Annotated in this window: 23 protein-coding genes and 1 tRNA gene; 11 read left to right on the forward strand and 13 right to left on the reverse strand. The window is 71.9% G+C overall.

Annotation, left to right across the window (positions count from 1 at the left end):
- Positions 1-62: 62 nt before the first annotated feature.
- From ACN269_RS23380 to ACN269_RS23395, 4 genes are all read right to left on the reverse strand, one after another.
- The gene (locus ACN269_RS23380; protein WP_421474430.1) at positions 63-1,103 is read right to left on the reverse strand and encodes an iron-containing redox enzyme family protein; all 1,041 of its coding nucleotides are present in this window, start codon (positions 1,101-1,103) and stop codon (positions 63-65) included.
- Positions 1,104-1,755: 652 nt separating this feature from the next.
- Positions 1,756-2,439 (reverse strand): lytic polysaccharide monooxygenase auxiliary activity family 9 protein, encoded by a 684-nt coding sequence (locus ACN269_RS23385; protein WP_421474431.1) that lies wholly within the window; start codon positions 2,437-2,439, stop codon positions 1,756-1,758.
- Positions 2,440-2,583: 144 nt separating this feature from the next.
- Positions 2,584-3,162 (reverse strand): hypothetical protein, encoded by a 579-nt coding sequence (locus tag ACN269_RS23390; protein ID WP_421474432.1) that lies wholly within the window; start codon positions 3,160-3,162, stop codon positions 2,584-2,586.
- 316 nt (positions 3,163-3,478) lie between these two features.
- Positions 3,479-4,174: a hypothetical protein gene (locus tag ACN269_RS23395; protein ID WP_421474433.1), complete on the reverse strand. Its 696-nt coding sequence runs from the start codon at positions 4,172-4,174 to the stop codon at positions 3,479-3,481.
- A 200-nt stretch (positions 4,175-4,374) separates the two neighbouring features.
- On the opposite strand from ACN269_RS23395, the gene ACN269_RS23400 reads away from it, so the two are divergent.
- Positions 4,375-5,385, forward strand: coding sequence for a hypothetical protein (locus ACN269_RS23400; RefSeq protein WP_421474434.1), 1,011 nt, complete (start codon positions 4,375-4,377; stop codon positions 5,383-5,385).
- A gap of 52 nt (positions 5,386-5,437) precedes the next feature.
- Here the strand turns inward: ACN269_RS23400 and ACN269_RS23405 are convergent, their stop codons facing one another.
- Both ACN269_RS23405 and ACN269_RS23410 read right to left on the reverse strand, forming a co-directional pair.
- A complete protein-coding gene (locus ACN269_RS23405; protein ID WP_421474435.1) occupies positions 5,438-6,277 on the reverse strand; it encodes a DUF4352 domain-containing protein in 840 nt (279 codons plus the stop codon).
- Positions 6,278-6,417: 140 nt separating this feature from the next.
- Positions 6,418-7,074 carry a 4'-phosphopantetheinyl transferase family protein gene (locus ACN269_RS23410; RefSeq protein ID WP_421474436.1) on the reverse strand — a complete coding sequence of 219 codons (657 nt, stop codon included), beginning with the start codon at positions 7,072-7,074 and terminating at the stop codon, positions 6,418-6,420.
- Positions 7,075-7,258: 184 nt separating this feature from the next.
- On the opposite strand from ACN269_RS23410, the gene ACN269_RS23415 reads away from it, so the two are divergent.
- Entirely contained in the window at positions 7,259-7,528 is a 270-nt protein-coding gene (locus ACN269_RS23415; protein ID WP_421474437.1) for a hypothetical protein, read from the forward strand.
- A 52-nt stretch (positions 7,529-7,580) separates the two neighbouring features.
- Here ACN269_RS23415 and ACN269_RS23420 read toward each other — a convergent pair whose 3' ends face one another.
- From ACN269_RS23420 to ACN269_RS23430, 3 genes are all read right to left on the reverse strand, one after another.
- Positions 7,581-8,363 (reverse strand): peptidase, encoded by a 783-nt coding sequence (locus ACN269_RS23420; RefSeq protein ID WP_421474438.1) that lies wholly within the window; start codon positions 8,361-8,363, stop codon positions 7,581-7,583.
- Positions 8,363-9,658, reverse strand: a complete 1,296-nt coding sequence (locus ACN269_RS23425; RefSeq protein WP_421474439.1) for a VWA domain-containing protein — start codon at positions 9,656-9,658, stop codon at positions 8,363-8,365. Before ACN269_RS23425 ends, ACN269_RS23420 begins: the two co-directional genes overlap by 1 nt.
- Positions 9,659-10,018: 360 nt before the next feature.
- The gene (locus ACN269_RS23430; protein ID WP_421476511.1) at positions 10,019-11,572 is read right to left on the reverse strand and encodes a dolichyl-phosphate-mannose--protein mannosyltransferase; all 1,554 of its coding nucleotides are present in this window, start codon (positions 11,570-11,572) and stop codon (positions 10,019-10,021) included.
- 255 nt (positions 11,573-11,827) lie between these two features.
- Between ACN269_RS23430 and rsmI the strand changes: the two genes are divergently transcribed.
- On the forward strand, positions 11,828-12,667 hold the full coding sequence (rsmI, locus tag ACN269_RS23435) for a 16S rRNA (cytidine(1402)-2'-O)-methyltransferase (protein ID WP_421474440.1): 840 nt from the start codon (positions 11,828-11,830) through the stop codon (positions 12,665-12,667).
- A 13-nt stretch (positions 12,668-12,680) separates the two neighbouring features.
- Here the strand turns inward: rsmI and ACN269_RS23440 are convergent, their stop codons facing one another.
- Positions 12,681-13,805: a hypothetical protein gene (locus ACN269_RS23440; RefSeq protein ID WP_421474441.1), complete on the reverse strand. Its 1,125-nt coding sequence runs from the start codon at positions 13,803-13,805 to the stop codon at positions 12,681-12,683.
- Between the two features lie 158 nt (positions 13,806-13,963).
- On the opposite strand from ACN269_RS23440, the gene metG reads away from it, so the two are divergent.
- A complete protein-coding gene (gene metG, locus ACN269_RS23445) occupies positions 13,964-15,766 on the forward strand; it encodes a methionine--tRNA ligase (RefSeq protein ID WP_421474442.1) in 1,803 nt (600 codons plus the stop codon).
- Positions 15,767-15,809: 43 nt separating this feature from the next.
- Here the strand turns inward: metG and ACN269_RS23450 are convergent, their stop codons facing one another.
- Positions 15,810-17,057, reverse strand: coding sequence for a hypothetical protein (locus tag ACN269_RS23450; protein WP_421474443.1), 1,248 nt, complete (start codon positions 17,055-17,057; stop codon positions 15,810-15,812).
- A gap of 76 nt (positions 17,058-17,133) precedes the next feature.
- On the opposite strand from ACN269_RS23450, the gene ACN269_RS23455 reads away from it, so the two are divergent.
- The 6 genes from ACN269_RS23455 (at position 17,134) to ACN269_RS23480 (ending at position 23,105) form a co-directional block, all read left to right on the forward strand.
- Positions 17,134-18,033, forward strand: a complete 900-nt coding sequence (locus ACN269_RS23455; protein ID WP_421474444.1) for a TatD family hydrolase — start codon at positions 17,134-17,136, stop codon at positions 18,031-18,033.
- Positions 18,027-18,896 (forward strand): 16S rRNA (adenine(1518)-N(6)/adenine(1519)-N(6))-dimethyltransferase RsmA, encoded by an 870-nt coding sequence (rsmA, locus tag ACN269_RS23460; RefSeq protein WP_421474445.1) that lies wholly within the window; start codon positions 18,027-18,029, stop codon positions 18,894-18,896. The genes ACN269_RS23455 and rsmA overlap by 7 nt, the downstream gene beginning before the upstream one ends.
- Before the next feature lie 86 nt (positions 18,897-18,982).
- On the forward strand, positions 18,983-19,933 hold the full coding sequence (locus tag ACN269_RS23465) for a 4-(cytidine 5'-diphospho)-2-C-methyl-D-erythritol kinase (RefSeq protein ID WP_421474446.1): 951 nt from the start codon (positions 18,983-18,985) through the stop codon (positions 19,931-19,933).
- Between the two features lie 107 nt (positions 19,934-20,040).
- Positions 20,041-21,846, forward strand: a complete 1,806-nt coding sequence (locus ACN269_RS23470) for an ABC-F family ATP-binding cassette domain-containing protein (protein ID WP_421474447.1) — start codon at positions 20,041-20,043, stop codon at positions 21,844-21,846.
- Positions 21,847-21,948: 102 nt separating this feature from the next.
- Positions 21,949-22,404 (forward strand): DUF4383 domain-containing protein, encoded by a 456-nt coding sequence (locus ACN269_RS23475; RefSeq protein WP_421474448.1) that lies wholly within the window; start codon positions 21,949-21,951, stop codon positions 22,402-22,404.
- A 224-nt stretch (positions 22,405-22,628) separates the two neighbouring features.
- Complete coding sequence (locus tag ACN269_RS23480; protein ID WP_421474449.1) at positions 22,629-23,105, forward strand: DUF4383 domain-containing protein; 477 nt, start codon at positions 22,629-22,631, stop codon at positions 23,103-23,105.
- An 8-nt stretch (positions 23,106-23,113) separates the two neighbouring features.
- On the opposite strand, the gene ACN269_RS23485 is transcribed toward ACN269_RS23480, so the two are convergent.
- Together ACN269_RS23485 and ACN269_RS23490 are read right to left on the reverse strand one after the other, a co-directional pair.
- The gene (locus tag ACN269_RS23485) at positions 23,114-23,800 is read right to left on the reverse strand and encodes a TetR family transcriptional regulator (protein WP_421474450.1); all 687 of its coding nucleotides are present in this window, start codon (positions 23,798-23,800) and stop codon (positions 23,114-23,116) included.
- A gap of 222 nt (positions 23,801-24,022) precedes the next feature.
- The gene (locus ACN269_RS23490; RefSeq protein WP_421474451.1) at positions 24,023-24,988 is read right to left on the reverse strand and encodes an acyl-CoA desaturase; all 966 of its coding nucleotides are present in this window, start codon (positions 24,986-24,988) and stop codon (positions 24,023-24,025) included.
- A 392-nt stretch (positions 24,989-25,380) separates the two neighbouring features.
- On the opposite strand from ACN269_RS23490, the gene ACN269_RS23495 reads away from it, so the two are divergent.
- Positions 25,381-25,452 (forward strand) — tRNA-Gln (locus ACN269_RS23495).
- Positions 25,453-25,455 lie beyond the last annotated feature (3 nt).

Genomic DNA, 25,455 nt, shown 5'->3' on the forward strand with positions numbered 1-25,455 from the left:
CGGGTACGGGTGTCGCCGCAGGTGCTGGTGGCGGGGGCGCGGCCGGCGCCTCGACCGCCAGGTCAGGCCGCGCGGGCCAGCCGCTCGTCGAGGTGCCGGGCGGACGAGTTCATCCGCCAGAGCGAACCGCGGGCGATCCCCCGGCGCATCTGCGGCGACTCGCTCGCCGGGACGACGATGTTGTGGAACCAGCCGGCGGCGTGCTTGGAATCGATCGTGATGTGCAGGCGGTGGTAGGTGATGCCGACCTCCGGCAGGCCGAGGCGCTCCCAGGCCCGGACGACGTTCTGGAACCGGTCCGGCACCAGCCACTCGGTCATGCCGAGGAAGCCGACCGCCTCCGGGTAGAACTGCCGGTACCGGCAGAGCAGCACCGCGAGGTTTCCGGCCAGCAGGTCGTTGGCGGTCATCGCGCTCTCCAACTCCTCGTCGGAGATGTCGAACACGTCGTAGATCTTGTTGAACAGGTGGGTGTGGACCTCGGCCGGGTTGCCGTTGCCCATCTCGTCCCAGAAGTTCTCCGCGATCTCCATCTTGGCCGCGCCGCTCGTGCCGACCTGCATCATCGCGAGCAGGTCGTCGAACCGTCCGTCGACCAGGGACTCCTGGATGACGTACGTGCGCAGGTCGGCGGAGCTGGCACGGTGGTTGATGAAGTCGACGTAGTAGGGGTGCTTGAACACCGGGTGCTGCCGCGCGACCCCCTTCAACCAGGACAGGAACGGCTGGCCCGGGCCGGGTATGGCGTCGTAGACAGTCGGTTCGATCCAGCTGTCCTCGGCCGCGATGGTGGCCTGCTCCAGCAGGCGGGTCACCTCGTGGATGATCACCGAGCCTTCGGCCGTCGCGCCGTCGGGCAGCGCGGTGATCAGGGCGTAGATCCGGGCGAGCAGCAGTTGCTGGTGGTACAGGGCGTCGGGCTGGTTGGCTGCGGCGCGGTCGTTGATCGTACGGACGGCCGACAGGATGCGCTCCCGGTCGTGCCGCAGGTCTTCGTCGACCTTGTCCGCGGGAACCGCGAACCATGAACTGATCTGTTCCACCACATCGGCTGCCGATGTCGGCCCGGCGGCGAACCGGAGCCGGTCACTGACGATGGGCACTGAACCTCCCCCTGGTGCTGGTCAAGCCACGTGAACGGTGTTCGTGACCTGGCGTGTGCGCGGGACGACGAGCCCCGCCGCGCTGCCGCGCCGTATCCCGACCCGCCGCGCGCCGGCGTGCACCCCGGACCGACGCGCCAGGTGACCCCGCGCACCCGGGGTGGCGGCGGTCCGACGAGTGGTGAGGACGGCGTTCCGACAAGGCGGTACGGCGTGCCGACCACCGGGAGGCGGCCCGTGGCGTGGCCGCGGCTTCGGGATGATCGGGATCGGCAGTCGCAGAAAGCGGTGATTCTGAGAGGACGGCCCCGTTGACGACACTCCCCGTGCATGCGCCGGGGAGTGATCCCCCGAACACAAGGAGTCACCCTACTGAGGACATCGACGGATGTCGAGGTGAGATTCGGGAAATACTGCCGACGGTGCGGTTAAGGGCGACGTGGGGAGCCTGAAATTCGTGCTCATCGGGTGTGCTGAAGGCTGGCTGCCATCCCAGGATGTGGCACGCGGGCGGCATCCTCGTGATGCGATCAAGCCGGGGTCCGGGTGACGGTGGGCCCGCCGGGTGGACCCGCCACGCGGGTCGAGGGCGGGCTCCCGGGGAACCGGGAACCCGCCCTCGCGGTTGTGCTCCGACTGTCGAGTCCTGCCGTCAGCTGACGGTGATGTCGCTGCACCACATGTACGTCTGGTCCATGTGCGACGCCTTCCAGAGCACGAACAGGATGTGGTTCCCGCTGCGCGAGGACGGGATCGTGACGTTGAACGAGATGTTCTGCGCCGGCGCGTAGCGGCCGGTCGTCGCGATCTGGTCCAGGTTGCCCCACCCGAGTTTCTGGGTGGCCGGGTTGAACCCCTGCTTCGAGACGTAGACCTGGAAGTAGTCAGCGCCGTGGCTGGCCTGGTCGTACATCTGGATCGTCAGGTTGCGGCTGACGGGGGTCGACTTCCAGGCTCCCGGCTGGTTGAGCGAGTCGTTCCGGGAGAGGGCGTTGCTGCACAGTTGCCCGTCCGGGGTGCGGGCCTGGAACTGGCCGCCGAGACCGTCGCGCAACTGGCTCATCCAGTTCCACATGGTGTCGGGGTTGGCCTGGAATGCCCGGTAGCACATCGGGTCCTGCTGCTGCATGGCCGGGTTCGTGTGCTGGTTGCCCCAGGTCTTCCAACACTGGTACGCGCGAGTTGCCGGGTTGATGACGGTGCCGTGTGCCTGGGCCGCGCCGACCGAGGGCAGTGTGCCGGCCACCATGGCGAACAGCAGGACCAGCGCCTGGAGGGACCGACGGACGGTTGACCGGGGTCGCCCGCCGGATTGATCGGACTTGGTTGAACGCACGGTTCATCCTCCGTTCTCGGGGGTGATCGGGTGGGAACGCTCCCAAACCCACTGTTACATCCATGTGTCTAAATATCAATGCTGATCAATATAAAAGGGGACATGCGGTGGTCAGAGCGGTCACCGCCGCTCGGAGGAGCGTGGTCAGAGGCCGGCTACGGCGTCGTACCGGCGACGCTGATCGGCCATCTCCGACGGGGTCAACGCCTCCTTGAGCGCCAACTCCTCGTACTTGTCCGGGAACATCTGCCGGAGTCGGTCGACGAACATGACATCGGCGGTCGCCTCCACCACCTGGATGCCCGGCGGGTTGGTCGACATGTCCATGATCAGAGGACCGGCCAGCTTGACCGCCACGTCCCAGGGGCGCTTCTTCTCGGCCACTCCGCACAGGTGGAAGCCGTAGACCGTCCGTACGTCGGCCAGCGCGGCGGCATCGGTCGGCTCGTACCCGTAGACGCGGACCCCGCAGATCACCGACGGCTTACCCTCGGTGGTCACCTGCTGGGTGTCGTGGCCGGCATGGTTGTGCTGCCCCGGGTCCGCCTGTTCGAGTGTCGTCCGCATCCGGGCCGTGATCTGGGCCTGCAGGTCCGCCGGCTGGGCGTCCTGGTCCGCCTGCCTGACCAGTACGACCGCGCCGGCCGACACCGCCAGCAGGATCACCGCCACCCACACCAGGCGGTTCCGGTACCACCTGACGGCATTCTCTGGGGAACTCATCATTGCCTCTCACCTCGTCGCCGGTTCCGGCGTCCTGGCGGACCGGACCGGACGCCCCGACGGGCGCGTCGGCCATCGGGGGCACGTGTCGGGGGCGCGGACGACGGACACGGCGAGCCGTCCGTCGTCACGGAGGTGGCCCGGCTGTGCGCATGGCGAGCGTCTGCCCAAGTGGCGCGCTGCCGGCGCTGCGCTGCTCCCGCGCTCGCCGTTCCCAGCGCGGTTGCCCCCGCGCTGCGTCGATACGAGCCATTCCAGCACGTCTGGCACCACTCTGGCAACATCGACGTACATCATTGCAAAATCGGCACAGTGGTTAGGCGAACCGCTCGGTCGTCACGGCGATCAGCCCCTGCTGTCGCAGCAGGTTCGTGAGGTCTGTCAGGGTCTCGCGCACCGCCTCGGCCCCGCCGCCTCGCATCAGGACCGTCACGTCGAGGGCCCAGGCGAGGGTGCGGCCGACCCGTCTCAGGTCCCAGGTGAACCGGACGCCGCCGATTTCGTGCCGACCGTCGGCGACCGATCCGGCGCTGCCGCCGCCCGTCGTGCGCCAGCGGCCCCGCAACGCCGTCACCTGCTCGGTCGCCAGGTCCTTGGCGAACAGGACGCGGTACACGCGGCGCTCGCGAAAGCCCTCCGGCGGCTGAGCCGGGCCCAGTCGCAGGGGCGCGGTCGCCGCGATCGGTTGATGGTCGCGGAAGTACGTCCGCAGCACGCTCCCGGACGGTAGTTCGCCGCCGCCGAGGCGGCGGTAGGCGTCCGTCGCCTCGGCGTGTCCGGTGGGGACGACCCGGGCGAGTACGGCGAGGTCGGCACGCAGGTCGCGGCTCAGCGTGGCGGAACTCCACCAGCCGCCACCCGGCGTCCAACTCACGCTGCGCAGGCCGGTGGCGCAGAAGTCGTCCTGGCGGATGAACTCCTCGACGAGGATGCCCTCCCCGTCGTCACCGCCCGCAGCGGGCAGGACCAGGTGGTAGTCCAACGGGCGGTCCGAACGGGGATCGTCGATCATCCGTCCGATCCTGGGACCACGGCGGATCCCTGGCAAGGACCGTCCGCCCGCGTGCCGGGCCGCGGCCGTCCATAGCAGACGGACTGCCGGTCGAAACGATCGCGTCGCTCATCGGACAGGCCGCAACCCCGGGGCGGCCTCAGGGGTGCATCTGGCATCAGTCGACGCCCGGTACGCCGGGCTCCACACGGGGAGAAAGAATGACGTACACCGCTCGACGCAGGATGCTCGCCGGCACCGCCACCGCACTGGTGGCCGCCTCCCTCGGCGTCGCCGTGTCCTCGACGGCCACCGCCTCGACGGCCAGGAGCACCGCCCGCGCCTGCACGATCAGCACGCTGCCCTACCCGACGGACACCTACCGCGCCGAGGCGAACGCCATCGACCCGTCCGGCCGATTCGTCGCCGGCAACGCCCTGCGGGTCGGTCCGAACGACAACCAGTACCTGCTGCTGCTCTGGGACGGGCAGCAGCTCACCGAGACCGTGGCGCCGGGCAACGGAATCGACCCGGTCGACGTCAACGAGAGCGGAACCGTGATCGGAAACGGCTGGGCGGAGAACGGCATCGGCCGGCCGTGGGCGTACCGCGACGGCAAGCTCCAGCAGTTGCCGGTGCTGCCGTCCACCGGCATCTTCGTCTCCGCCATCAACTCCGCCGGGGACATCGTCGGCTACGGGTCGGACATCGTGCCTGGCGAATTCGTCGCCCTGCGCTGGCCGGCCGCCCGTCCGGGCACGGTCGAGGTGCTCGACGCCCCGGCCAACGCCCAGCCGGTCGGGATCGCGACGAACGGAACCATCGTCGGTCAGGCGGGACCCTTCGGTGACTGGACCGGATGGGTCCGCCGTCCGAACGGCAAGATCAAGCCGATGACGGTTCCGGGTGGTGGCTCGACCACGGTCAACGCCGCTGCGGGCCACTGGGCCATCGGCCAGGTCTGGCTGGGCGGCACCAGCCCGGCCAAGGTGCGCTGGGACGTCCGCAACGGCTCGTACACCTTCCTCGACCAGGAGATGGGGCTGGACGACGTCAACGCCAAGGGTGTCGTGGTCGGCGGTGACCGGGTCGCCCGCGGCGCCACCTCCCGGGTCCTGCCCGGCGGCGGCGAGCGGGTGGGCCTCGGTGCCCGGTCCATCGCCGACACCGGCGCCATCGTCGGCTTCCGGAACGCCGACCGGGTGACCCCGGTCCGGTGGACCGGCTGCTGACCTGTCGAACGCGTGGGGCCGGTCCGATCATCGGACCGGCCCCACGGGCGTCTCAGGGCTTCCAGTAGCCAGCGGTCGCGAACCGGTGCTGATACTCCAGAACTCCCGACGTGTCGTGCACGTCGAACACCACGCTGCCCGTACGTCTGCTGCCCGCAGCCAGGTCGTTGCCGGCCGGGATCGGCTTGCCGCAGCCGGAGAAGGCACCCGTCACCGCGTTGGTCTCGGTGCCGTCGGCGGCGACCCACTGGAAGAAGAGCGGGTTCGCCGAGCCGGTGCCCTTGGTCACCGCGACCGTCACGTCCGCGATCACGAACATGCCCTCGTCGGGCTTCAGGCCGTACGTCTTGCAGGGCTTGGTGGCGGTGTGGAACTTCGTCACGGTGATCTCGACGGTGCCGCCGTTGTCGTCGATGACGAGGGTGTCCCCGACGGACATGTTCCGGGCCTTGCCGGCGACCGACGGTACGGGCGAGGGCATGGTCCCGGCCACCGGCTGCCCGGCGTCGCTGGTGACGCCGGGGGTGGGCAGGGCTTCGGTCACCTTGGTGGCGCTCTTCGCGCCGGTGACGACGGCCACGATGCCGCCGGCGCAGAACAGCAGGGCGAGCACGGCCGTCGTCACCGCGACGGCGACCACGGTCCGCTGCGACGTCGTCGGCACCACGGGCGGTGGCATCGTGAGCGGGTGACCCGGCCCGTCGCCCTGCGGGTACGCGGCGCCGGAGTACGGCGGCGGGACCGGCTCGCTACCCGCAGCCGACCAGGGGCTGGGCGTCGTCGGCGGGACCGTCGGGTCTGTGGCGGACTGCTGCGGTGTGGCCGGGAGCAGCGGCTCCGGACGCGGCTGCTGAAGGTCCTGCGGTCCGACGGGGGGCTGGGGGTGGGTCACCGTACTCCTTGACGCCTCGTACGTGCGGTTCGGGAACGCGCCGACGCTACCTCGCGGCGCCGAGCGGCCGGTCGCCACGCCGGCCCGCGTCCCACGGCCCCGGCAGCCCGCCGCGGTGGCCAGCGTGGACGGTGGCGCGGTCAGCGCGGTGCGAGGACGGCAGCGGTGCGGACCAGGCCGTCGGCGACCACGAATCGGCCGTGGATGGTGCTCGGCGGGTCCGCGACCTCCGCCGCGTCCACCCGCTCCGGCGCGATCCGGGCGGTGAACGTGCCGGCGTCCGGGTCGATCTCCAGCCGGGCGTCGTGGAAGTCCAGCCAGGTCCCGACGACCGGGTGCCAGACCTTGTAGACGGTCTCCTTGGCGCTGAAGAACATGATCGGCCACAGGATGCCGGAGGGCAGCCGTGCGCAGTGCTCCTCCTCCTCGGGCAGCAGCACGAGTCGGCGTACCCCCGCATTGATCTCACGGTGCTGCTCGGCGTCCATACCGACGGACCGCACGTCGGTGGCGCGCGCGGCGGCGGCGGCGCAGTAGCCGGCGGTGTGGGTGATGGCGCCCACCACGCCCGCCGGCCAGACCGGCGCCCGGTTGGCGGCGCTGGGCACGGCCATCGCCGGCAGACCGAGGTCGGCCATGGCCCGGCGGGCACAGACCCGGCCGGCGGTGAAGTCCCGTCGACGGGTCTGCACCGCCTGGTCGCTGAGACACGCCCGCTCCGCGTCGAGGAGGTCTCCGGTCCAGTCGTCGGGCGCGGCGACCGCCACGGCGACCGTTGGCGGCAGGAGCTCACGCACGGCGCGGCCTTACCGACGGGTAGCGAGCAGGTCTTCCCTCGACCGTCAAATTTCCGACTCCCACGACCGGAGAACGTACCGCAAAGATGTAACACCGGAGGGACGCGTCGCGCTCTCCATGATGGCTCCGGGGGGACCACCATCAAGAGCTGGCAAGTCCCGCGAACATCTAAGAGGAGCTGCGATGAGCGATGGCGCCGAACGGCCAGGGGGTCGGGCCGACGACCACGCACCGACGACCCCGGGCTGGAACTGCGGCTCCTGCGGCGACGAGTGGCCGTGCGCCACGAAGCGCGACCGGCTGCTGGCGGAGTACGGGGGTGACCGGGCGATGCTCAGCGTCTACCTGGGCTCCTGTCTCGCCGCCGCCGCCGAGGACCTGCGGGCAGCGCCGGTGATGTCGTTGCAGGACCGCTTCATCGGCTGGCTACCGCGGGGGACGCGACGAAGCTGAACCGCCGGTGGCCCCGCCCGACCGGGCGGGGCCACCGACGTCCACGGTCGACTCAGGGTCGCCGGGGCCGCCGGGTCAGAGCGAAGCCGACCACCCCGGCCACTGCGGCGAGCACGCCGCCGATGCCGGTCCAGATCCAGCGCGAGCCGAGATCCGGCAGCCAGTCCGTCAGCGAGCCACCCTCGTCCTCGGCCTCCGGCTCCGGCGTCGGTACGGCGTTGAGCACCGTGCCCGCCTTCGTGTTCGGCACCAGCGGTGCGGCCAGCTCACCGTCATCGGCTGAGGCGCCCCGGTCCGTGACGACGCCCACCAGCAGGTCCACGTCGACCGGTGCGCCCAGGTCCGGCTCGGGCAGGTCGGTGACCGAGAGCCGGACCACGTACGTGCCGGGCAGTGGATCGGCCGACCACGGCTCCGCCCAGGGACGGACCTCGCGCAGGGTGCAGCCCAACGCCACGCTGGACGCCTTGCCGTCCACCGTCGGCGTCTGCGCCCCGGCGGTGCACGCCTGCCGCCGGCGCAGCCCGTCGAACACGTCGATCGTCCAGGTGGACGCGCCGCTGCGTGCCTTCGGGAAGGTGACGGTTGCGTTGATCTCGTGGACCTGCCCGGCCGTCGCGGTGAACGACCAGTACAGGTGATCCCCGACGGAGGCGTCCACGCGTACCGGTTGACCGGCGGTGATGGGTGTGGCGGTGAGGAACGAGGTGCCGGCCCGGGTCACCGGGGTGGCGCCCGGCGACGGGGTGGGGGTGGCCAGCGCCGCGGCGGGCAGCAACGCGACCCCGCCGGTGGCGAGCAGCGCCGCCAGCGACCGGAACAGTGCGGTACGCATCAGTTCTCCCTCCAGGTGGCGACCCACCAGCGGGTGAGCAGGCCGGCGACCAGACCGGTGAGCAGACCCGCCACGGTGAGCAGGGCGAGCAGTACCCAGCCACGGCCGAGATCGGGGCCGTCCGGGGTGCCGGCGGCGGGGACCACGTCGATGGTCAGCTCCACCGGCATGCCGGGCGTCGCCGCGGTGCCCGGGCGCGCGGCGAACGAGTTGCTGACCACCAGGCAGACGGTGGTGGGCTCGACGCCGGGAGTCGGGCTCGTCCCGGAGGTGTCCTCGTCGTCGGTGGTCGCCTCGTCGTCGGCGGTGGCCGACCAGCGCAGACCGGCGGAGAGTACGTCCGCCCGGCCGCTGCCGGCGTCCGCGCCCCGGACCAGCTCCCGGCCGTCCGCCGCGGTGGCCCGCAGCAGCACCCCGTAGTCCCGGTTCACCGGTCGGTCCAGCGCCATGCTGACCGACGCACGCAGCTCCTGACCGGCGCGTACGGGCACCCGGTAGTAGCGGTGCTCGGAGAACGACTCCCGGTCGGCGTACACCCCGGGGGCGAGCAGCGGCGCGGACTCGCAGGCGTCCGTTCCGCCGACCACGGTCGGCGCCCGGGTGTGGGTGTCGCCGGCCCGCTCGACGAGCTGCTTGATCCGGCCGGTCAGCTCGTCGGCGCTCTGCGCCGCGGTGTACGTGCCGCCGGTCGCCCCGGCGATGCACAGCAACTGCCGGCGCACCTTCTCGTCGGGTGCGAGGCCGAGCGTGTCGACGACCAGGCTGGTGCCCTGCGCGGCCAGTTCCCGGGCCACCTGGCACGGGTCCGGCGGGGCGCAGGTGTCCTCTCCGTCGGTGATCAGCACGATCCGCCGGGTGGTGGCCCCGGTGCCCAGGTCCTGGGCGGCGGAGCGCAGCGCCAGCCCGACCGGGGTGAACCCGGTCGGCCGGAGTGTCGCCACCGCTGCCTTGGCCGCGGTCCGATCGACCGGGCCGACCGGCACGATCTGTTGGGTGTCCTGGCAGCCGACCTTCTTGTCCTTGCCCTTGTACGTCGCGCCGAGCACCCGGATGCCGAGCTGGGTCTCCTCCGGCAGCGCGTCCACCACCTCGTTGAACGCCTGCTGGGCCACCGAGATCCGGCTGCGTCCGTCGATGTCCGCTGCCCGCATCGAGCCGCTGACGTCGAGCACCAGCTCGACCCGGGGTGGCTCGGCCACCTGCTCCTCGTCGGCCGCCGCCGGGACCGGCCCGGTCAGCGCGGTGGTCGCCAGCAGTCCGAGAAGGACGGCCGCCGATCGTCTGAAGTTGATCACGGCCCGCAGTGTAGTGAGATCCACTTTGGAGGACCGCCGGGGTGCTCGGTCGTCCCGGACGGCCGCAGCGCCCCTCGTTGAGGGCGCTGGGTCCACGTCAGGTCACCCTCGGTCAACGGCCGGAGGATAGTCCTCGGTCCGGCTGGAATCGGTCGGAAATCCGACCCAAGTTGACCCGTTGTGCCGGTGGCGCGCGGTGGTTAAGCTCTTCATGCGCGCCCCAATCGCCCGCTTCCCCCGTGGCAGGCGATCGGGGCGCGCGTCTTTGTCTGGAGCTTCGCGAGCAAGCATCGGGCCCGCACGCATCACGCGTGCGGGCCCGATGTCCTTCGCGCTGTGCGGCGCGTCGCCTGCCGGTGCTTATATCCAGCGACCGTCGAGCCACATCCGGGCCAGCCAGTCCGAGTACGGGATCAGTTTGCCCACGAAGATCGGATAGAAGTAGGCGAAGCAGAGCCCCACCAGCAGCACGTACGCCCCGGCCGCGATGCTGCCCACCAGACGTCTCTCGTAGCCGGCGTCGCCGGGCACCAGGGCTTTCGCCTCACCCACGTCACCCTCGGCCGGTGCGATCAACGCGCCCAGCACGTACACCACGGCGAGGACCAGGAAGGGCAGCGCCGGGGCCGCGTAGAACGAGAACATCGTCCGGCCGTCGAGGGCGAACCAGAACCAGGGCAGCAGGCCCGCCGCCACGGTCAGCAGGATCGCGCCGGCCCGCCAGTCCCGTCGGGCGATGCCCAACCAGACGAGCGCCACCAGAGCGGGCAGGAACGACCACCACAGCAGCGGGGTGCCCAGCAGCAGGATCTCCGACGCGCAGGTCGGTGCGCCGCAGGCGCCGTCCCCCGACCAGTGGAAGGCGACCGGGCGACCGAGCAACAGCCACTGCCACGGCCACGACTGGTACTTGTGCGGGTCGTCGAGCTGGGCGTGGAAACCGTACGCGGCGCGGTGGTACTCGTAGAGGTTCACCAGCGGGCCGATGACCGGGGTGTCGCTGAGTGACCCCGTCGGGTACGCCGACGACGTCGCCAGCCGGTAGTAGCCGTCGTCGCTGAGCAGCCACCCCGACCAGGTCGCCAGGTAGGTGCCGATCATCAGCACCCCCGCCAGCACCAGCCAGGGCACCTCGTCGAGCAGGGTGTCCCGCCAGGGCCTGCGGACGCCCACCGACCGGCGGAGCCCGACCTCCCAGAGGACCACGAAGAGGGCGAACACCGGCACGAAGTAGAGCGCGCTCCACTTGACCGCGCAGGCGCAGCCGATCAGTACGCCGGCGGCCAGCCGCCACCACGGCCACGTGCGCCAACCGGTCGACGGTCGGCCCGCGCGCCCGGGCAAGCCGGGATCGAGGCCGTCGTCCAGCGCGCGTGCCCAGCGCCGACGCCGGGCGTCCCGGTCGAGCACCAGCGCACCGAAGGCGGCCAGTACGAAGAACAGCAGGAAGATGTCGAGCAGCGCGGCGCGGGACAGCACCAGGTGGAAACCGTCGAGCGCGAGGAGCAGGCCGGCCGCGCAGCCGAGCACCGTCGAGCGGAACAGCCGCCGGCCGATGCGGACCAGCAGCAGCACCGACAGCGTGCCGATCAGGGCTGCCGAGAACCGCCAGCCGAACTCGGGCGCGGTGGTGAACAGGTGCCCGCCGACGGAGACCTTCGAGTCGGCGTCCTGGTAGCCGAAGGCCCACTCGCCGATACCGATCAGCCACTTGCCCAGAGGCGGGTGCACCACGTACGAGGGGACGTTGTCCTTGTAGTTCCACTCGACGCCCCGGCTGATCAGTCCGTACGCGTCCTTGGCGTAGTACGTCTCGTCGAAGATCTTGCCCTTGGGACTGGACAGGCCGACGAAGCGCAGGATCGCCGCGATGGCCACCACCACGCCGGTGGCGAGCCACGAGTACGGGTCCATCCGGCCGTCGACGGTGGCGAGCCGGCGACGGACCACGGCGGTCACGCCGCCGCCGTCGGTGCGCGGTGTCGCCGCTTCCTGATGGGGGCTGGGCTCGCCGGACACCTCGACCGTTCCTGCCGGCTCGACGCTCGGGCTCTGCGCTGTCGACGCACTCGTCACCCGGCGATCGTAGGCTGCCAGGGTGTCCTGTGGCGCCCGTCGTCCCTGATACCGGTATCCGCTGTCGATTAAGGAGACGATGTTGTGGGTGAAATGTCCGAAGCTGGGCGCCTGATCCTGCTCGGTGCCCCGCTCGGCAACCCCGCCGACGCCTCGGTCCGGTTCCGCGAGGTGCTGGCGAGCGCCGACGTGGTGGCCGCCGAGGACACCCGCCGCCTCACCCGGCTGGCCCGCGACCTCGACATCACCGTCGGTGGGCGGATCGTCTCCTACTTCGAGGGCAACGAGGAACGGCGGACGCCCGAACTGGTCGAGGTCATCCTCGGCGGGTACGCGGTGGCGCTGGTGACCGACGGCGGCATGCCGAGCGTCTCCGACCCGGGATACCGGCTGGTCCGGGCCGCGCTGGACGTCGGGGCGCCGGTCACCGTCGCCCCCGGGCCCAGCGCGGTGACCACCGCCCTCGCCGTCTCCGGGCTGCCCTGCGACCGGTTCTGCTTCGAGGGGTTCCTACCCCGGGCCGGGGGCGCCCGCCGGTCCCGCCTGCGCGCGCTCGCCACCGAGGAGCGCACCCTCGTCTTCTTCGAAGCGCCGCACCGGATCGGCGCGGCGCTCACCGACCTGGCCGACACGTTCGGCGCGGACCGGCCGGCCGCGCTCTGCCGGGAACTGACCAAGACGTACGAGGAGGTCCTCCGGCGTCCCCTTGGCGAGCTGGCCCGCTGGGCCGCGGAGACCGAGCCACGCGGGGAGATCACCCTGGTGGTGGCCGGCGCGCCGGTCACCACCGCGCAACGCCCCGACGACGAGACCCTGCGCGCCGCAGTCGCCGAGCGGGAGGCCGCCGGACGGTCCCGCCGGGACGCCATCACCGATGTCGCCACCGAGTACGCCCTACGCCGCCGCGAGGTCTACACGATCGTGCACAGCTGACTCGCCGCCGCGCTCACCAGGCGGCGACCAGGAAGCCGAAGGTGATCAACGTCGGGCCGGCGAGCGCGGCGGCCACCGCCCAGCGGCGGTGTCGCCGACCGGGCAGCCGGGCCGACCCGGTCCACCGGACGATGCCGGCGGCGCAGCCGAACACCACCACCAACCCGGGCAGCCAGCGCAGGTGTCGGCTCGCGCCGGTGTCGGCGTACGCGGTGCCGCCGTCCGGTCCGGTCATCCGGGCCCGGTGCGCGGTCCCGGACGCCCCGCCTCCGGCGGGCACGCCGCTGACGCGTACACCGGGTGCCAGGAACCGGTCCCCGTCCGCCGTGAACATTCCCCGGCACCGCTGGGTGAGCCCTTGGCCGGCGCAGGAGTCGATCACCACCGTGCCGTCGCGCGCGTGCCCGACGGCGAGCCAGAACGGTCCCGCGCTGACCCAGGCGAAGAAGGCGGTGACCAGGCTCAACAGCACCAGCACGGACAGTCCGGCCAGCGGGTCGGGCGGTGCGGCCGGGCGTGCGGTGGCGCGACGACCTGTCGCCGGGGTGCGGGGCCGGGGAGCGGGGTCCTTCCGGACCGGGGTGCCGTCCCAGTGCACCTCCTCGATGGGCGCCCAGAAGACACCGTCGTCGTCCGGCGGCTCCGTGCCAGCGGACCGGTGCGCGTTCCGGCCGCGGCTCTGCTGACGGACCGGCACCCGGCGCGGCACCGCGTCCACCGGCGCCCCGGTGGTCGGCTCCACCTCGACCGTCGCCGCCTGACCCGGCTCGGTGGCGGGCGCTGTGCTTCCGGCCGCCGTCGTCATGGCGTACGAACCGGCCGTCGACCTCTCGGCGGCCGGGCCTGGCGGGTGCGGCCGGGCTGGGTCGAGGATGGGCGCCGTCGGGCTGGGGCGCGCCGGGGTCGGCGTCGGCGGCCGGGGGGTGGGGCTCGGCCGCGACCCGGCACCGGTGCGCGGCGGAGGGCCCGGCGCGGACTCCGGGCGGGTGGCGGCGCTCGGGTCGGCGGTGGGCACCAGCCGGGGCTGGGGCGCGACCGCGCCGCCCCGGGCCGCCTCGGACGCCCTGCCGGGCTCGTCGCCGGCCGCCGGCCCGGTGGGACGCTCGTCATGGTCCCGGGCCGCTCGTCTGCCAGTCACGATGTTCATTGCACACCGGTAGTGCGGGCTGAACGGGCAGCTGGACCGCGTGTCGGCGACAAATCGGACCAAAGGCCGAGGGAGTCGGCCCGGTCCGTCGGCCCGGCACCCCCTATTGGTTCGCGGGCCCGCCGGACGGGTCACTAGGCTTGCTGCTCATGAGTCACGTTCTCGCGGCAGTGGCCTGGCCGTACGCCAACGGCCCCCGCCACATCGGCCACGTCTCCGGTTTCGGCGTTCCCTCCGACGTCTTCGCCCGGTATATGCGGATGGCCGGCCACGACGTGCTCATGGTCTCCGGCACCGACGAGCACGGCACCCCCATCCAGGTGCAGGCCGACGCGGACGGGGTCACCCCGCGTGAGCTGGCCGACCGGTACAACAGGGTGATCGTGGAGGACCTGCACGGTCTCGGCCTCTCCTACGACCTGTTCACCCGCACCACCACCCGCAACCACTACGCGGTGGTGCAGGAGTTGTTCGAGGGGATGTACCGCAACGGCTACATCGTGCCCAAGACCACCATGGGCGCGATCTCCCCGTCCACCGGGCGCACCCTGCCCGACCGGTACATCGAGGGCACCTGCCCGATCTGCGGGTACGACAGCGCCCGAGGCGACCAGTGCGACAACTGCGGCAACCAGCTCGACCCGATCGACCTGATCGACCCGAAGTCGCGGATCAACGGCGAGACCCCGAAGTTCGTCGAGACCGAGCACTTCTTCCTGGACCTGCCCGCCCTGGCCGACGTGCTCCGGCAGTGGCTGGACACCCGCCAGGGGTGGCGGCCCAACGTGCTGCGGTTCTCCCGCAACCTGCTCGACGACCTCCAGCCCCGGGCGATCACCCGCGACCTGGAGTGGGGTGTGCCGATCCCGCTCGACGACTGGCGCGACCGCCCCGACAAGCGGATCTACGTCTGGTTCGACGCGGTGATCGGCTACCTGTCCGCCTCGATCGAGTGGGCCCGCCGCTCCGGCGACCCGGAGGCGTGGCGGAAGTGGTGGTCCGCCGACGGCCAGGGCAAGGAATCCCAGTCCTACTACTTCATGGGCAAGGACAACATCGTCTTCCACTCGGTGATCTGGCCGGCGCTGCTCTCCGGCTACTCCGGTGCGGGCGCCCGCGACGGTGAGCCGGGCGAGCTGGGCCGGCTCAACCTGCCCACCGAGGTCGTTTCCAGCGAATACCTGACCATGGAGGGGCGCAAGTTCTCCTCGTCCCGCAAGGTGGTCATCTACGTCCGGGACTTCCTGGAACGCTACGACGCCGACGCGCTGCGCTACTTCATCGCCGCCGCCGGGCCGGAGAGCAACGACACCGACTTCACCTGGGCCGAGTTCCTGCGCCGCAACAACGACGAGCTGGTCGCCGGCTGGGGCAACCTGGTCAACCGGTGCGTCTCGATGGCCGCGAAGAACTTCGGGGCCGTCCCGCCGGTCGACCCGGCCGGGCTCACGGAGGCGGACGAGGCGCTGCTCGCCGTCGCCCGGGCCGGCTTCGACACGGTCGGTGACCTGATCGGCCGGCACCGGCAGAAGCAGGCCATCGGCGAGGCCATGCGGGTGGTCGCCGAGGCGAACAAGTACCTCTCCGAGCAGGCCCCGTGGAAGCTCAAGGCCGAGGCCGACAAGCCCCGCCAGGGCACCATCCTGCACGTCGCCCTCCAGGTCGTCAGCGACGCCAACACGCTGCTCACCCCGTTCCTGCCGCACTCCGCCCAGAAGGTGTACGAGCTGCTCGGCGGCACCGGCGTACACGCGCCGATGCCCGTCATCGAGCAGGTCGACGACCTGGACGGCGGCCCGGCGTACCCGGTACTCACCGGGGACTACACGGTGGGCGCGCGCTGGGAGTCGGTGCCGATCGAGACCGGCCGGCCGCTGACCGCGCCGACGCCGGTGTTCCGCAAGCTCGACCCGTCGATCGTCGACGAGGAGTTGGCCCGCCTGGCCGGCTGAGCGTCGGGCGGCGCGCGGCGGCACGTCCTGCCGCCGCGCGCCGTCAGAGCGCGTACCGGGTGTCCATGACCCGGCCTTCGGTGACCTCGCCGCCCGGCGCCCAGGTCTCGTAGACGCCCCGGTCGTGGCACTGCGCGCCGGTGTCGACCACCGCGTCCGGGTCGGGGTGGCGCAGCCGCAGCCGCAGCCAGCCAGCTTCCTCGCGTAGCACCAGGCACGGCACGCCCCGCCAGGTGGCGAACCGGAGCCGACGGGCCACCGTCTCCACCGGGTAGCGGGCCGCCCGGGTCATCGCCAGCACCCGGAAACCCCCGGGCAGGTCGGCCACCGCCTCGTACTCGGTGTCGCCGTAGCGGCCGACGAGCTGGGTGGAGCGCGGAGCGTCGCCGGTCGGTACGAACTCCTGGTCGGGGGAGAGGCCCGGCACCGCGGCCAGCAGGTGCCGCCACTGCGGGCCCACCATCCGCAGCCACGCGCGCTGCTCGGCCTGGTAGCTGTAGAGCACCACCTCCACCCCCTCGGCGGTGTACGCGAGCAGCGTCGCGTTCGCCGGCATCGGCAGGTCGGCGAAGTCCCGGGTCACGAACTCCGGGATGAGCTGCCCGTTGCTCGGGACGAAGCCGGTGCCCAGCACCGCGGGGCCCACCCGGTCCCGGGGCCGGAGCGCGGTCAGCCCCCGGTGCGCCTCGCCCACCGGCACGTCGTAGTCGCCCGGGTCGGCGGCCCGCCAGCGCAGCGCGTACGCCACGTCCGATCCGTCGCGCCCGACGTCGCCGTCGGTGCGCAGCACGGTGGTCGTCACCGGCGTGCGCAGGTGCGCCACGTCGTGCTCCCGGTAGCAGAAGCCGTGTGGCAGCCAGCCCCGCACGTACCCGGCGAGCTGCCGCGCGGAGAGCACCTTGACCATCCGGGTTCCGCGCCGCACCACCGCCGAGGCGCGCACCGCGGCCAACACCGGGTCACCCGCCGCCGACGGCTGCTGGCTGAGCTGGTGTACGTGCGACCAACCGTGCTCCCGGTGCGCCGGCAGCATCAGCGGCGTCTCCGGCTCCTCGGCTGCCTCGACGGCCCCGTGCACCGTGTCCACCTCGGTGACGTGCACGAACCGATGCCACGGCAGGGCACTGCCCGGGCGGGGCGCACGGTCGAAGCCGGCCACCTCCTCGGCGCTGAACAGTTCGTACGCGGCGCCCCGGGCGATTTCCTCGGCCGGGTACACGTCCCCGCCGAACGCCACCCGTAGCCCGGTCCGTTCGCCGGCGGCGTCGTCCGCGCGCGGTGTGACCGTCATTGCCGCGACGGTAGCGTCGCGCGGCGTAGTCGAGGTGAACGCCGGGTGGCGGGCGGATGGACGACGCCGGTGTGTGATGCTGTCGCTGATGAGCGAGCCGACTGAAACCCGCCGCGAGCGTGCCGCCCGGCGGGCCGGAGAGTTCCCGCCCGCCCCCGAGCCGCTGCCCCGGCCGGTGCTGGACAGCCACACCCACCTGGACATCACGGTGAGTGAGGCTGGCGTACCGGGTGGCGGGCCGGCGGACGACCCGGTCGCCGCGGCGGTCGACCTGGCCACCTCGGTCGGGGTGGACCGGTTGGTGCAGGTGGGGGTGGACGTCGCCTCCTCGCGCTGGGGCGCGGACATCGCCGACCGGCATCGGGCCGTGCTGGCCACCGTGGCGCTGCACCCCAACGAGGCGCCCCGGCTGGCGGACCTCGACGAGGCGCTGCGGGAGATCGAGTCGTTGGCCGCCCGGGACCGGGTCCGGGGGATCGGCGAGACCGGGATGGACTTCTTCCGCACGGGCGACGAGGGGCGGGCCGCGCAGGAGGACAGCTTCCGGGCACACATCGCCATCGCCAAGCGGTACGACCGGGCGCTCGTCATCCACGACCGGGACGCCCACGCGGAGGTGCTGCGGATCCTCGACGACGAGGGCGCACCGGACACGGTGGTGTTGCACTGTTTCTCCGGCGACGCCGAGTTCGCCCGCGAGTGTGTGCGCCGCGGTTACCTGCTCAGCTTCGCCGGCACCGTCACCTTCGGTAGCGCCACCGCGCTGCGCGAGGCTGCCGCGCTCACACCGCTGGACCAGATCCTGGTGGAGACCGACGCCCCCTACCTCACGCCGACGCCGCACCGGGGCCGGCCGAACGCGTCGTACCTGATCCCGCTGACCGTCCGCGCCCTCGCCGCGACCACCGGCAGTGACCTGGACGAGCTGTGCACGGCCATCTCCGCCAACGGTGACCGGGTCTTCGGCCCGTGGTGAGCCTCCTCGGCCCGGCGGAGATCCGGGAACTCGCCACCCGACTCGGCGTCGCGCCCACCAAGAAGCTGGGCCAGAACTTCGTGCACGACCCGAACACGGTCCGGCGGATCGTCACCGCCGCCGGCCTGACGCCCGACGACGTGGCCCTGGAGGTCGGCCCCGGCCTCGGCTCGCTCACCCTGGGACTGCTGCCGGTCGCCGGGCACGTGCACGCCGTGGAGATCGACCCCACGCTCGCGGGCGCGCTACCGGAGACCGCCGCGCGGCACGCCGGAGCGGACGCCGAGCGACTCACCGTGCACCGCGCCGACGCGCTGCGGGTCACCGCCGCCGAGCTGGGCGGCCCGCCGCCGACCGCGCTGGTCGCGAACCTGCCGTACAACGTCGCCGTGCCCGTGGTGCTGCACCTGCTCGCCGAGCTGCCCAGCCTGCGGCACGGCCTGGTCATGGTGCAGAAGGAGGTCGCCGACCGGCTCGTCGCCGGTCCCGGCTCCAAGGTGTACGGCATCCCGTCGGTCAAGCTCGCCTGGTACGCCGACGCCCGCAGCGCCGGACGGGTGCCGCCGAACGTGTTCTGGCCGGTCCCCAACGTCGACTCCGGTCTGGTCGCCTTCACCTGTCACGAGCCGCCCCGACCCGACGTACCCCGGGAGCGGGTCTTCGCCGTGGTGGACGCGGCCTTCGCGCAGCGCCGCAAGACCCTGCGCGCGGCGCTCGCCGGCTGGGCCGGCGGCCCGGACCGGGCCGAGGCCGCCCTCACCGCCGCGGGCGTCGACCCCGGCGCCCGCGGCGAGTCGCTGACCGTCGAGCAGTTCGCGGCCATCGCCGCGTCGGCTCCGGCCGGTACGTCGGCCGCGAAGTAGGCTGACGCCGTGCCCGCCGAGGACGCCGAGGAGCTGATCGTGGCCAAGCCGTTCGACATCCGCCTGCACGTGCGGGACATCACCCCGTGACCGAGGCCTGGCGACCGGACGACGAGGACGAGCGACGCGGGGCCATCGGCCCGGTACGGGTGCGGGTGCCCGCGAAGGTCAACCTGCACCTCGGGGTCGGTCCGCTGCGCCGCGACGGCTACCACGAGCTGAACACCGTCTACCACGCGATCTCCATCTACGACGAGCTGACCGCCCGCCGGGGCGACACCCTCGCCCTGACCATGGAGGGCGAGGGCACCGGCGAGCTGGCGCTTGACGATTCCAACCTGGTGATCCGCGCGGCGCACGCCCTGGCCGGCTACGCGGGGGTCCTGCCGCACGCCCGGCTGCACCTGCGCAAGCAGATCCCCCTGGCCGGTGGGCTGGCCGGCGGCAGCGCCGACGCGGCCGCCGCGCTGGTGGCCTGTGACACGCTCTGGGGCACCGGACTGTCCCGCGACGAGCTGGCCGGGATCGCCGCCGACCTCGGCTCGGACGTGCCGTTCCTCGTCTACGGGGGCACCGCGCTGGGCACCGGCCGCGGCGAGGCGGTCAGCCCGGTGCTGGCCCGACCCACCTCGTGGCACTGGGTGGTGGCCATCGCCGACGGGGGCCTGTCCACGCCGGCCGCGTACCGGGAACTGGACCGGCTGCGCGACTCCGGCACCGCCGGCACGCCGCTCGGGAGCACCGACGCCCTGCTCGGTGCGCTGCGCCAGCGCGATCCCCGGGTCCTCGCCCGTACGCTCGGCAACGACCTCCAGGACGCGGCGCTCGCGATGCGTCCCGCGCTGGCCGACACCCTGAAGGCCGGCGAGGCCGCCGGAGCGCTCACCGGCATCGTCTCCGGTTCCGGCCCCACCTGCGTCTTCCTCACCACCGACGCCGCCGACGCCGAACGGATCGCCGCCGAGCTGACCAGCGCCGGCGTCTGCCGGGAGGCGCGGGTCGCACACGGCCCGGTGGCGGGCGCGCGCATCGTCTGACGGCGCTCCCCGGCCGGCGCGGCCGGCCGGGACGTCCGCGTACCCTTGGGTCAGGCGTCCCGAGGTGCCCGCCGGCACCCGGACGCCTTGATCTTGAAGGGTGGAACGTGGCCAACATCGTCAACCTGGACCGGGTGTCCAAGGGGTACGGCGCCGCCGGGCGGCTGCTCACGGATGTCTCGCTCGGCCTGGACGACGCCGACCGGATCGGTGTGGTCGGCCTCAACGGCGCCGGCAAGTCCACCCTGCTGCGGCTGCTCACCAAGCAGGAGGAGCCCGACGACGGCCGGGTCACCCACCGCCGCGACCTGCGGGTGCTCTGGCTGCCGCAGCAGCTCACCCTCGCTCCCGACGCCACCGTCCGGGACGTGGTGCTCGGCACCGCCTGGCTGGTGGAGGGCATGGGCGCCGAGCACGAGTGGGCCGGCGACGCCGGGGTCCGCAACATCCTCGACGGCCTCGGCATGCCACACCTCGGCCTCGACCAGCCGGTCGGCCCGATGTCCGGTGGTGAACGGCGCCGGGTGGCGCTCGCCGCGCTGCTCGTCCGCGACGCGGACCTGTTGATCCTCGACGAGCCCACCAACCACCTCGACGTCGGCGGTGTCGACTGGCTGGCCCGGCACCTCGTCGGCCGCAAGGGCGCCCTCGTCGTGGTCACCCACGACCGGTGGTTCCTCGATGCCGTCTGCACCACCACGTGGGAGGTCGCCGACCAGACCGTCCGGGCGTACGAGGGTGGCTTCGCCGCCTGGACCCTCGCCCGCGCGGAGCGGGAACGCGTCGCCGCCGCCGTGGAGGCCCGCCGGCAGAACCTGCTCCGCAAGGAGATCGCCTGGCTGCGACGTGGCCCACCCGCCCGCACCTCCAAGCCGCAGTTCCGTATCGACGCCGCCAACGCGCTGATCGCCGACGTCCCGCCGGCCCGCGACACCATGTCGTTGCAGCGCATGGCCGTCTCCCGTCTCGGCAAGCAGGTGTACGAGCTCACGGACGTCGAGCTGCACGCCGGGCCGAAGGAGATCCTGCGCGACGCCACCTGGCTGATCGGCCCCGGCGACCGGATCGCCATTCTCGGCGCCAATGGCGCCGGCAAGACCACGCTGCTGCGAATGCTCGCCGGCATCACCCGGCCCGACGGGGGTCGCCTCACCACCGGCTCCACGGTCCGACCGGCGTTCCTGTCCCAGGAACTCGCCGAACTGCCCGGACACCTGCGGGTGCTGGAAGCCGTCGAGGAGGTCGCCCGCCGCGTGCAGCTCGGCGACCGTGAGGTCTCCGCCGCGCAGCTCGCCGAGGTCTTCGGCTTCGACGACCGCCGGCTCTGGACGCCGGTCAGCGACCTCTCCGGCGGTGAGCGCCGCCGGTTGCAGATGCTGCGGCTGCTCGCCGGCGAGCCCAACGTACTGCTCTTCGACGAGCCGACGAACGACCTGGACACCGACACCCTGGCCGCGCTCGAAGACCTGCTCGACTCGTGGCCGGGCACGATCATCGTGGCCAGCCACGACCGCTACCTGATCGAACGCGTCACCGACACGGTGTACGGGATGTTCGGCGACGGCCGGCTGGTGCACCTGCCCGGTGGCGTCGACGAGTACCTCGCCCGGACCGCCGAGCGGGCCGGCTCGACCCGGGCGGGCGGCACCTCGACCGCCGCGCCCACCGGCCCGGCCACGAGTGGCATGTCCGCCGCCGAGGTGCGCCAGGCCCGCAAGGAGCTGACCCGCCTCGAACGGCAGCTCGGCAAGCTCGACCAGCGCGAGGCGACCCTGCTCGACCAACTCGCCGCCGACGCCACCGACTACGCCCGGGTCGCCGAGCTGGACACCCAGCTCAAGGACCTGCGCGCCGAACGGGAACGGATCGAGGAGAGCTGGATGACCCTGGCCGAGGAGTTGCCCGAGGGCTGACCTGCCCGGGCGCGCCGGCGCGGGGGCCGTGTGCGGCGTCACACCGGCACATGCGGGACAATCATCGGCGACACCTCACCCCACGGCGTTGGAGACCCAGACATGGCCCACACCCCCATCAACCACCCCGCGCGGCCGATCTACCGGGCGATCGCCGGCCTGACCGGTCTGTACCTGGTGGTCTTCGGTGTGCTCGGCATCATCGCGAGCGCCGGCAACGAGGTCCTCGCGCAGGACGACACCCGCGTCCTCGGTCAGGGCACCAACCTCGGCTTCTCGCTGCTCAGCGTGCTGCTCGGGCTCGTCGTCCTGGTCGGCGCCGCGCTCGGTCGCAACATCGACGTGGCGGTCAACCAGTGGCTCGCGTACGCCCTGATGGTGATCGGCCTCGGCGGTCTCGCGTTCATCCGTACCGACGCCAACATCTTCAACTTCAACGTCATCACGGTGATGGTGCTGCTCTCGGCCAGCCTGGTGCTGCTGATGGCCGGCATGTACGGCAAGGTCGGCACGGACGAGGAGGCGGAGGCGTTCCAGAAGGCTCGGCTGGTGCTCTGAGCTTTCTTGGTTGCTTTCTTGGTTGCGGCCGTGGGTTTTCGCCGGAGCCCGAGCTGCTCCGGGCGGTCAGGCTTGATCCCTGCGCAGCTCGGGCTCCGGCGAAAACCTGACCTGCTCCAGCCTCTCGGCGGACCCTGCCGGCTTTATGGTTCTTCGGACAGTTGGCTCTGCCTTGGGTGACAATCCTCCTGAACGGTCAAACTCAGGTGGATGGGGTCTCGGCGATGCCGCACTTTCCGGTCAACCATCCGGCACGGCCGCTCTACCGGGTGCTCTCCGGGCTGATCGGGGTGTACATCCTGGTCTTCGGCGTCTGGGGAGTGGCCGAGACGATCGGTGACCCGCTCTTCGCCCGCAGCAGCACCTGGGCCCTCGGACTACGGACCAACCTGGCCTTCTCGCTCGCCTCCGTGGTCTTCGGAGTCGTCCTGATCATCGGGGCGTCCCGGCGCACCAACCTCGGCCACTACATGAACCTCACCGCCGGGGTGGTGTTCCTGGCGACCAGCATCCTCATGATGTCCGTGCTGCAGACCGACGCGAACTTCCTCAACTTCTCGATGTCGACCGTGATCGTGTCGATGCTGTTCGGCCTGATCCTGCTCGGCACCGGCCTGTACGACAAGGTCGGCCCGTCGGAGCACGCCGAGGCGGAGTTGGAACGCCGCAAACACCCGGTGGCGGACGCGCACCGGAGCTGAGACGGGGGTCAGCGCCGGCGGGCGGTGATCAGCGTGGGTTTCGCCTCCAGGTGCGACAACCCGTTCCACGCCATGTTGACCAGGTGCGCCGCCACCGTCTCCTTACGTGGCTTGCGCACCTCCAGCCACCAACGGCCGGTCAACGCGACCATGCCCACCAGCGCCTGCGAGTAGAGCTCGGCCAGCTTGGGGTCGTACCCCCGGCTCTTGAACTCGGCGCCCAGGATGTGCTCGACCTGGTGCGCGACGTCGTTCATCACGCTGCTGAAGGTGGCCGTGCCGGACATCAGCGGCGACTCGCGGACCAGCACCCGGAACCCGCTCGTCTCCTCCTCGATGTAGCCCAGCAGAGCCATCGCCGCCTGCTCCAAAAGCTCCCGCGGGTGCCCGGCGGTCAGCGCCGTGGTGATCCGGTCCAGCAGGGCCCGGACCTCCCGGTCGACCACGACCGCGTAGAGCCCTTCCTTGCCACCGAAGTGCTCGTACACCACCGGCTTGGAGACCTTGGCGCGGGCCGCCACCTCCTCGATCGAGGTGGCGTCGAAACCGCGTTCGGCGAACAGTTGCCGGCCGATGGCGATCAACTGCTCCCGACGCTGCGCCGCCGACATGCGTACCCGGGATGTGGCCTTGGGTTTCGCCGCCGCGGCCGGCGCCGGCCGCCGGCCGGCCGGCTCGTCACTCACTGCGGGCACGTCGCCGCCTTGCTGGCGTTCGGTCACGCCCTGCCGTGGAATGGTGTCTCCGCTGTGCCCGTTCACGTCGTCGCCTCACTGGCGGGCAGCTCGACCGCCCTGCCGTGCCGTGCGACCGTACCCGGATCGGGCGCGGCCCTCGTCCGCCGAGCCGTCCGGTCCCCCCGTGTCGCTCGGTCATCCGGCCATCCTGCCAGGCGACCCGCCGCGGCACCGCCCGGTTTACCGGGTTGCGACCGGCTTCACGAGCTTGGCCGCGATGCGTTCGGGCTTCGGCCAGCGCACGTGCGACGCCGCGCCGACCTTCTCGAAGAACCAGATCACCCGGGCCGAGATGTCCACCTGGCCCCGCAGCACACCGTGCCGCGCGCTGGTCGGGTCGGCGTGGTGCAGGTTGTGCCAGCTCTCACCGAACGACAGGATCGCCAGCGGCCAGAAGTTCGACGCGCGGTCGCCCTGACGCATCGCGAACGGACGCTCGCCGTACACGTGGCAGACCGAGTTGATCGCCCAGGTGACGTGGTGCAGAAGGCCGACCCGGACCAGGCCGGCCCAGAAGAACGCGGTGAGCGCACCCTGCCACGACCAGGTCACCAGACCCCCGATCAGCGCCGGGCCGAGCAACGAGACGGTCACCAGCGCGGGGAAGAGCCGATCCACCCGGCTGATGTCCCGGTCGGCGATCAGGTCCGGAGCGAAACGCTCGCGGTTGGACAACTCACGACGGAACAGCCAGCCCACGTGGGCGTGGAACAGGCCCCGGGTCAACGCCCAGACACTCGTGCCGAAACGCCACGGCGAGTGCGGGTCACCCTCCAGATCGGAGAACGCGTGGTGCCGCCGGTGGTCCGCAACCCACTGGATGATCTCACCCTGCACCGCCAGCGAACCCGCGACCGCCAGGCTCACCCGCAGCCACCGCTTGGCCTTGAACGAGCCGTGCGTGAAGTAGCGGTGGAAACCCACCGTGATGCCGAGCCCGGAGACCACGTACCAGACCAGGCCGATGATCACGTCCGTCCAGCCCAGCCAGCCGCCCCAGGCGACGGGCACGGCGACCAGCAGCGCGACGAAGGGGATCACGACGAACGCCCACAGCGCGGCCAGGATCCCGGGGGACTGGGTGCCGTCGGTGAGCGGTTTCGGGCCGGGGCCGGTGGTGTTGGGTTCGAGCACGGTGGTGGACATGACACCTCGCAGGGGGAACGGGGGAAAAAGATCACTAACCTACGCCTACGTCACCGTAACTTACGGCCCGGTAGATCGCACGAGGAACTTTCGAAGAACCCTGGTACGTCCGTTCCAAACTGCTGGTCACGACCGATGTGCTCGTCGTCGGGGTGCGCCGCCTGCGCACCGTCGGACAGCTCTCCTGCGGCATCGCGCGGAAGCGTCTCCAGCGCGCTTGGCGGGCGTCGGTCACCCCGACCGTCTCCTGGTCGAGGTGCCCAGGTCGCGGTATTCGTGGTGGAAGGTCCAGGGGATCATGAAGGATATGAGTGCTGGCGTCGACGAGGTCGGGCGTTAAGGTGTAGCGGCGGGATGCGCATCCTGCCGCGTCGAGGTCCTTGACGATGTGATCGGCCGTGGTGTAATTGGCAACACCCGGGTCTTTGGTACCCGTATTTCAGGTTCGAACCCTGGCGGCCGAGCTG

This window comes from Micromonospora sp. WMMD736 (assembly GCF_049179015.1).
In the GTDB taxonomy this organism is placed as follows: Bacteria; Actinomycetota; Actinomycetes; order Mycobacteriales; family Micromonosporaceae; genus Micromonospora.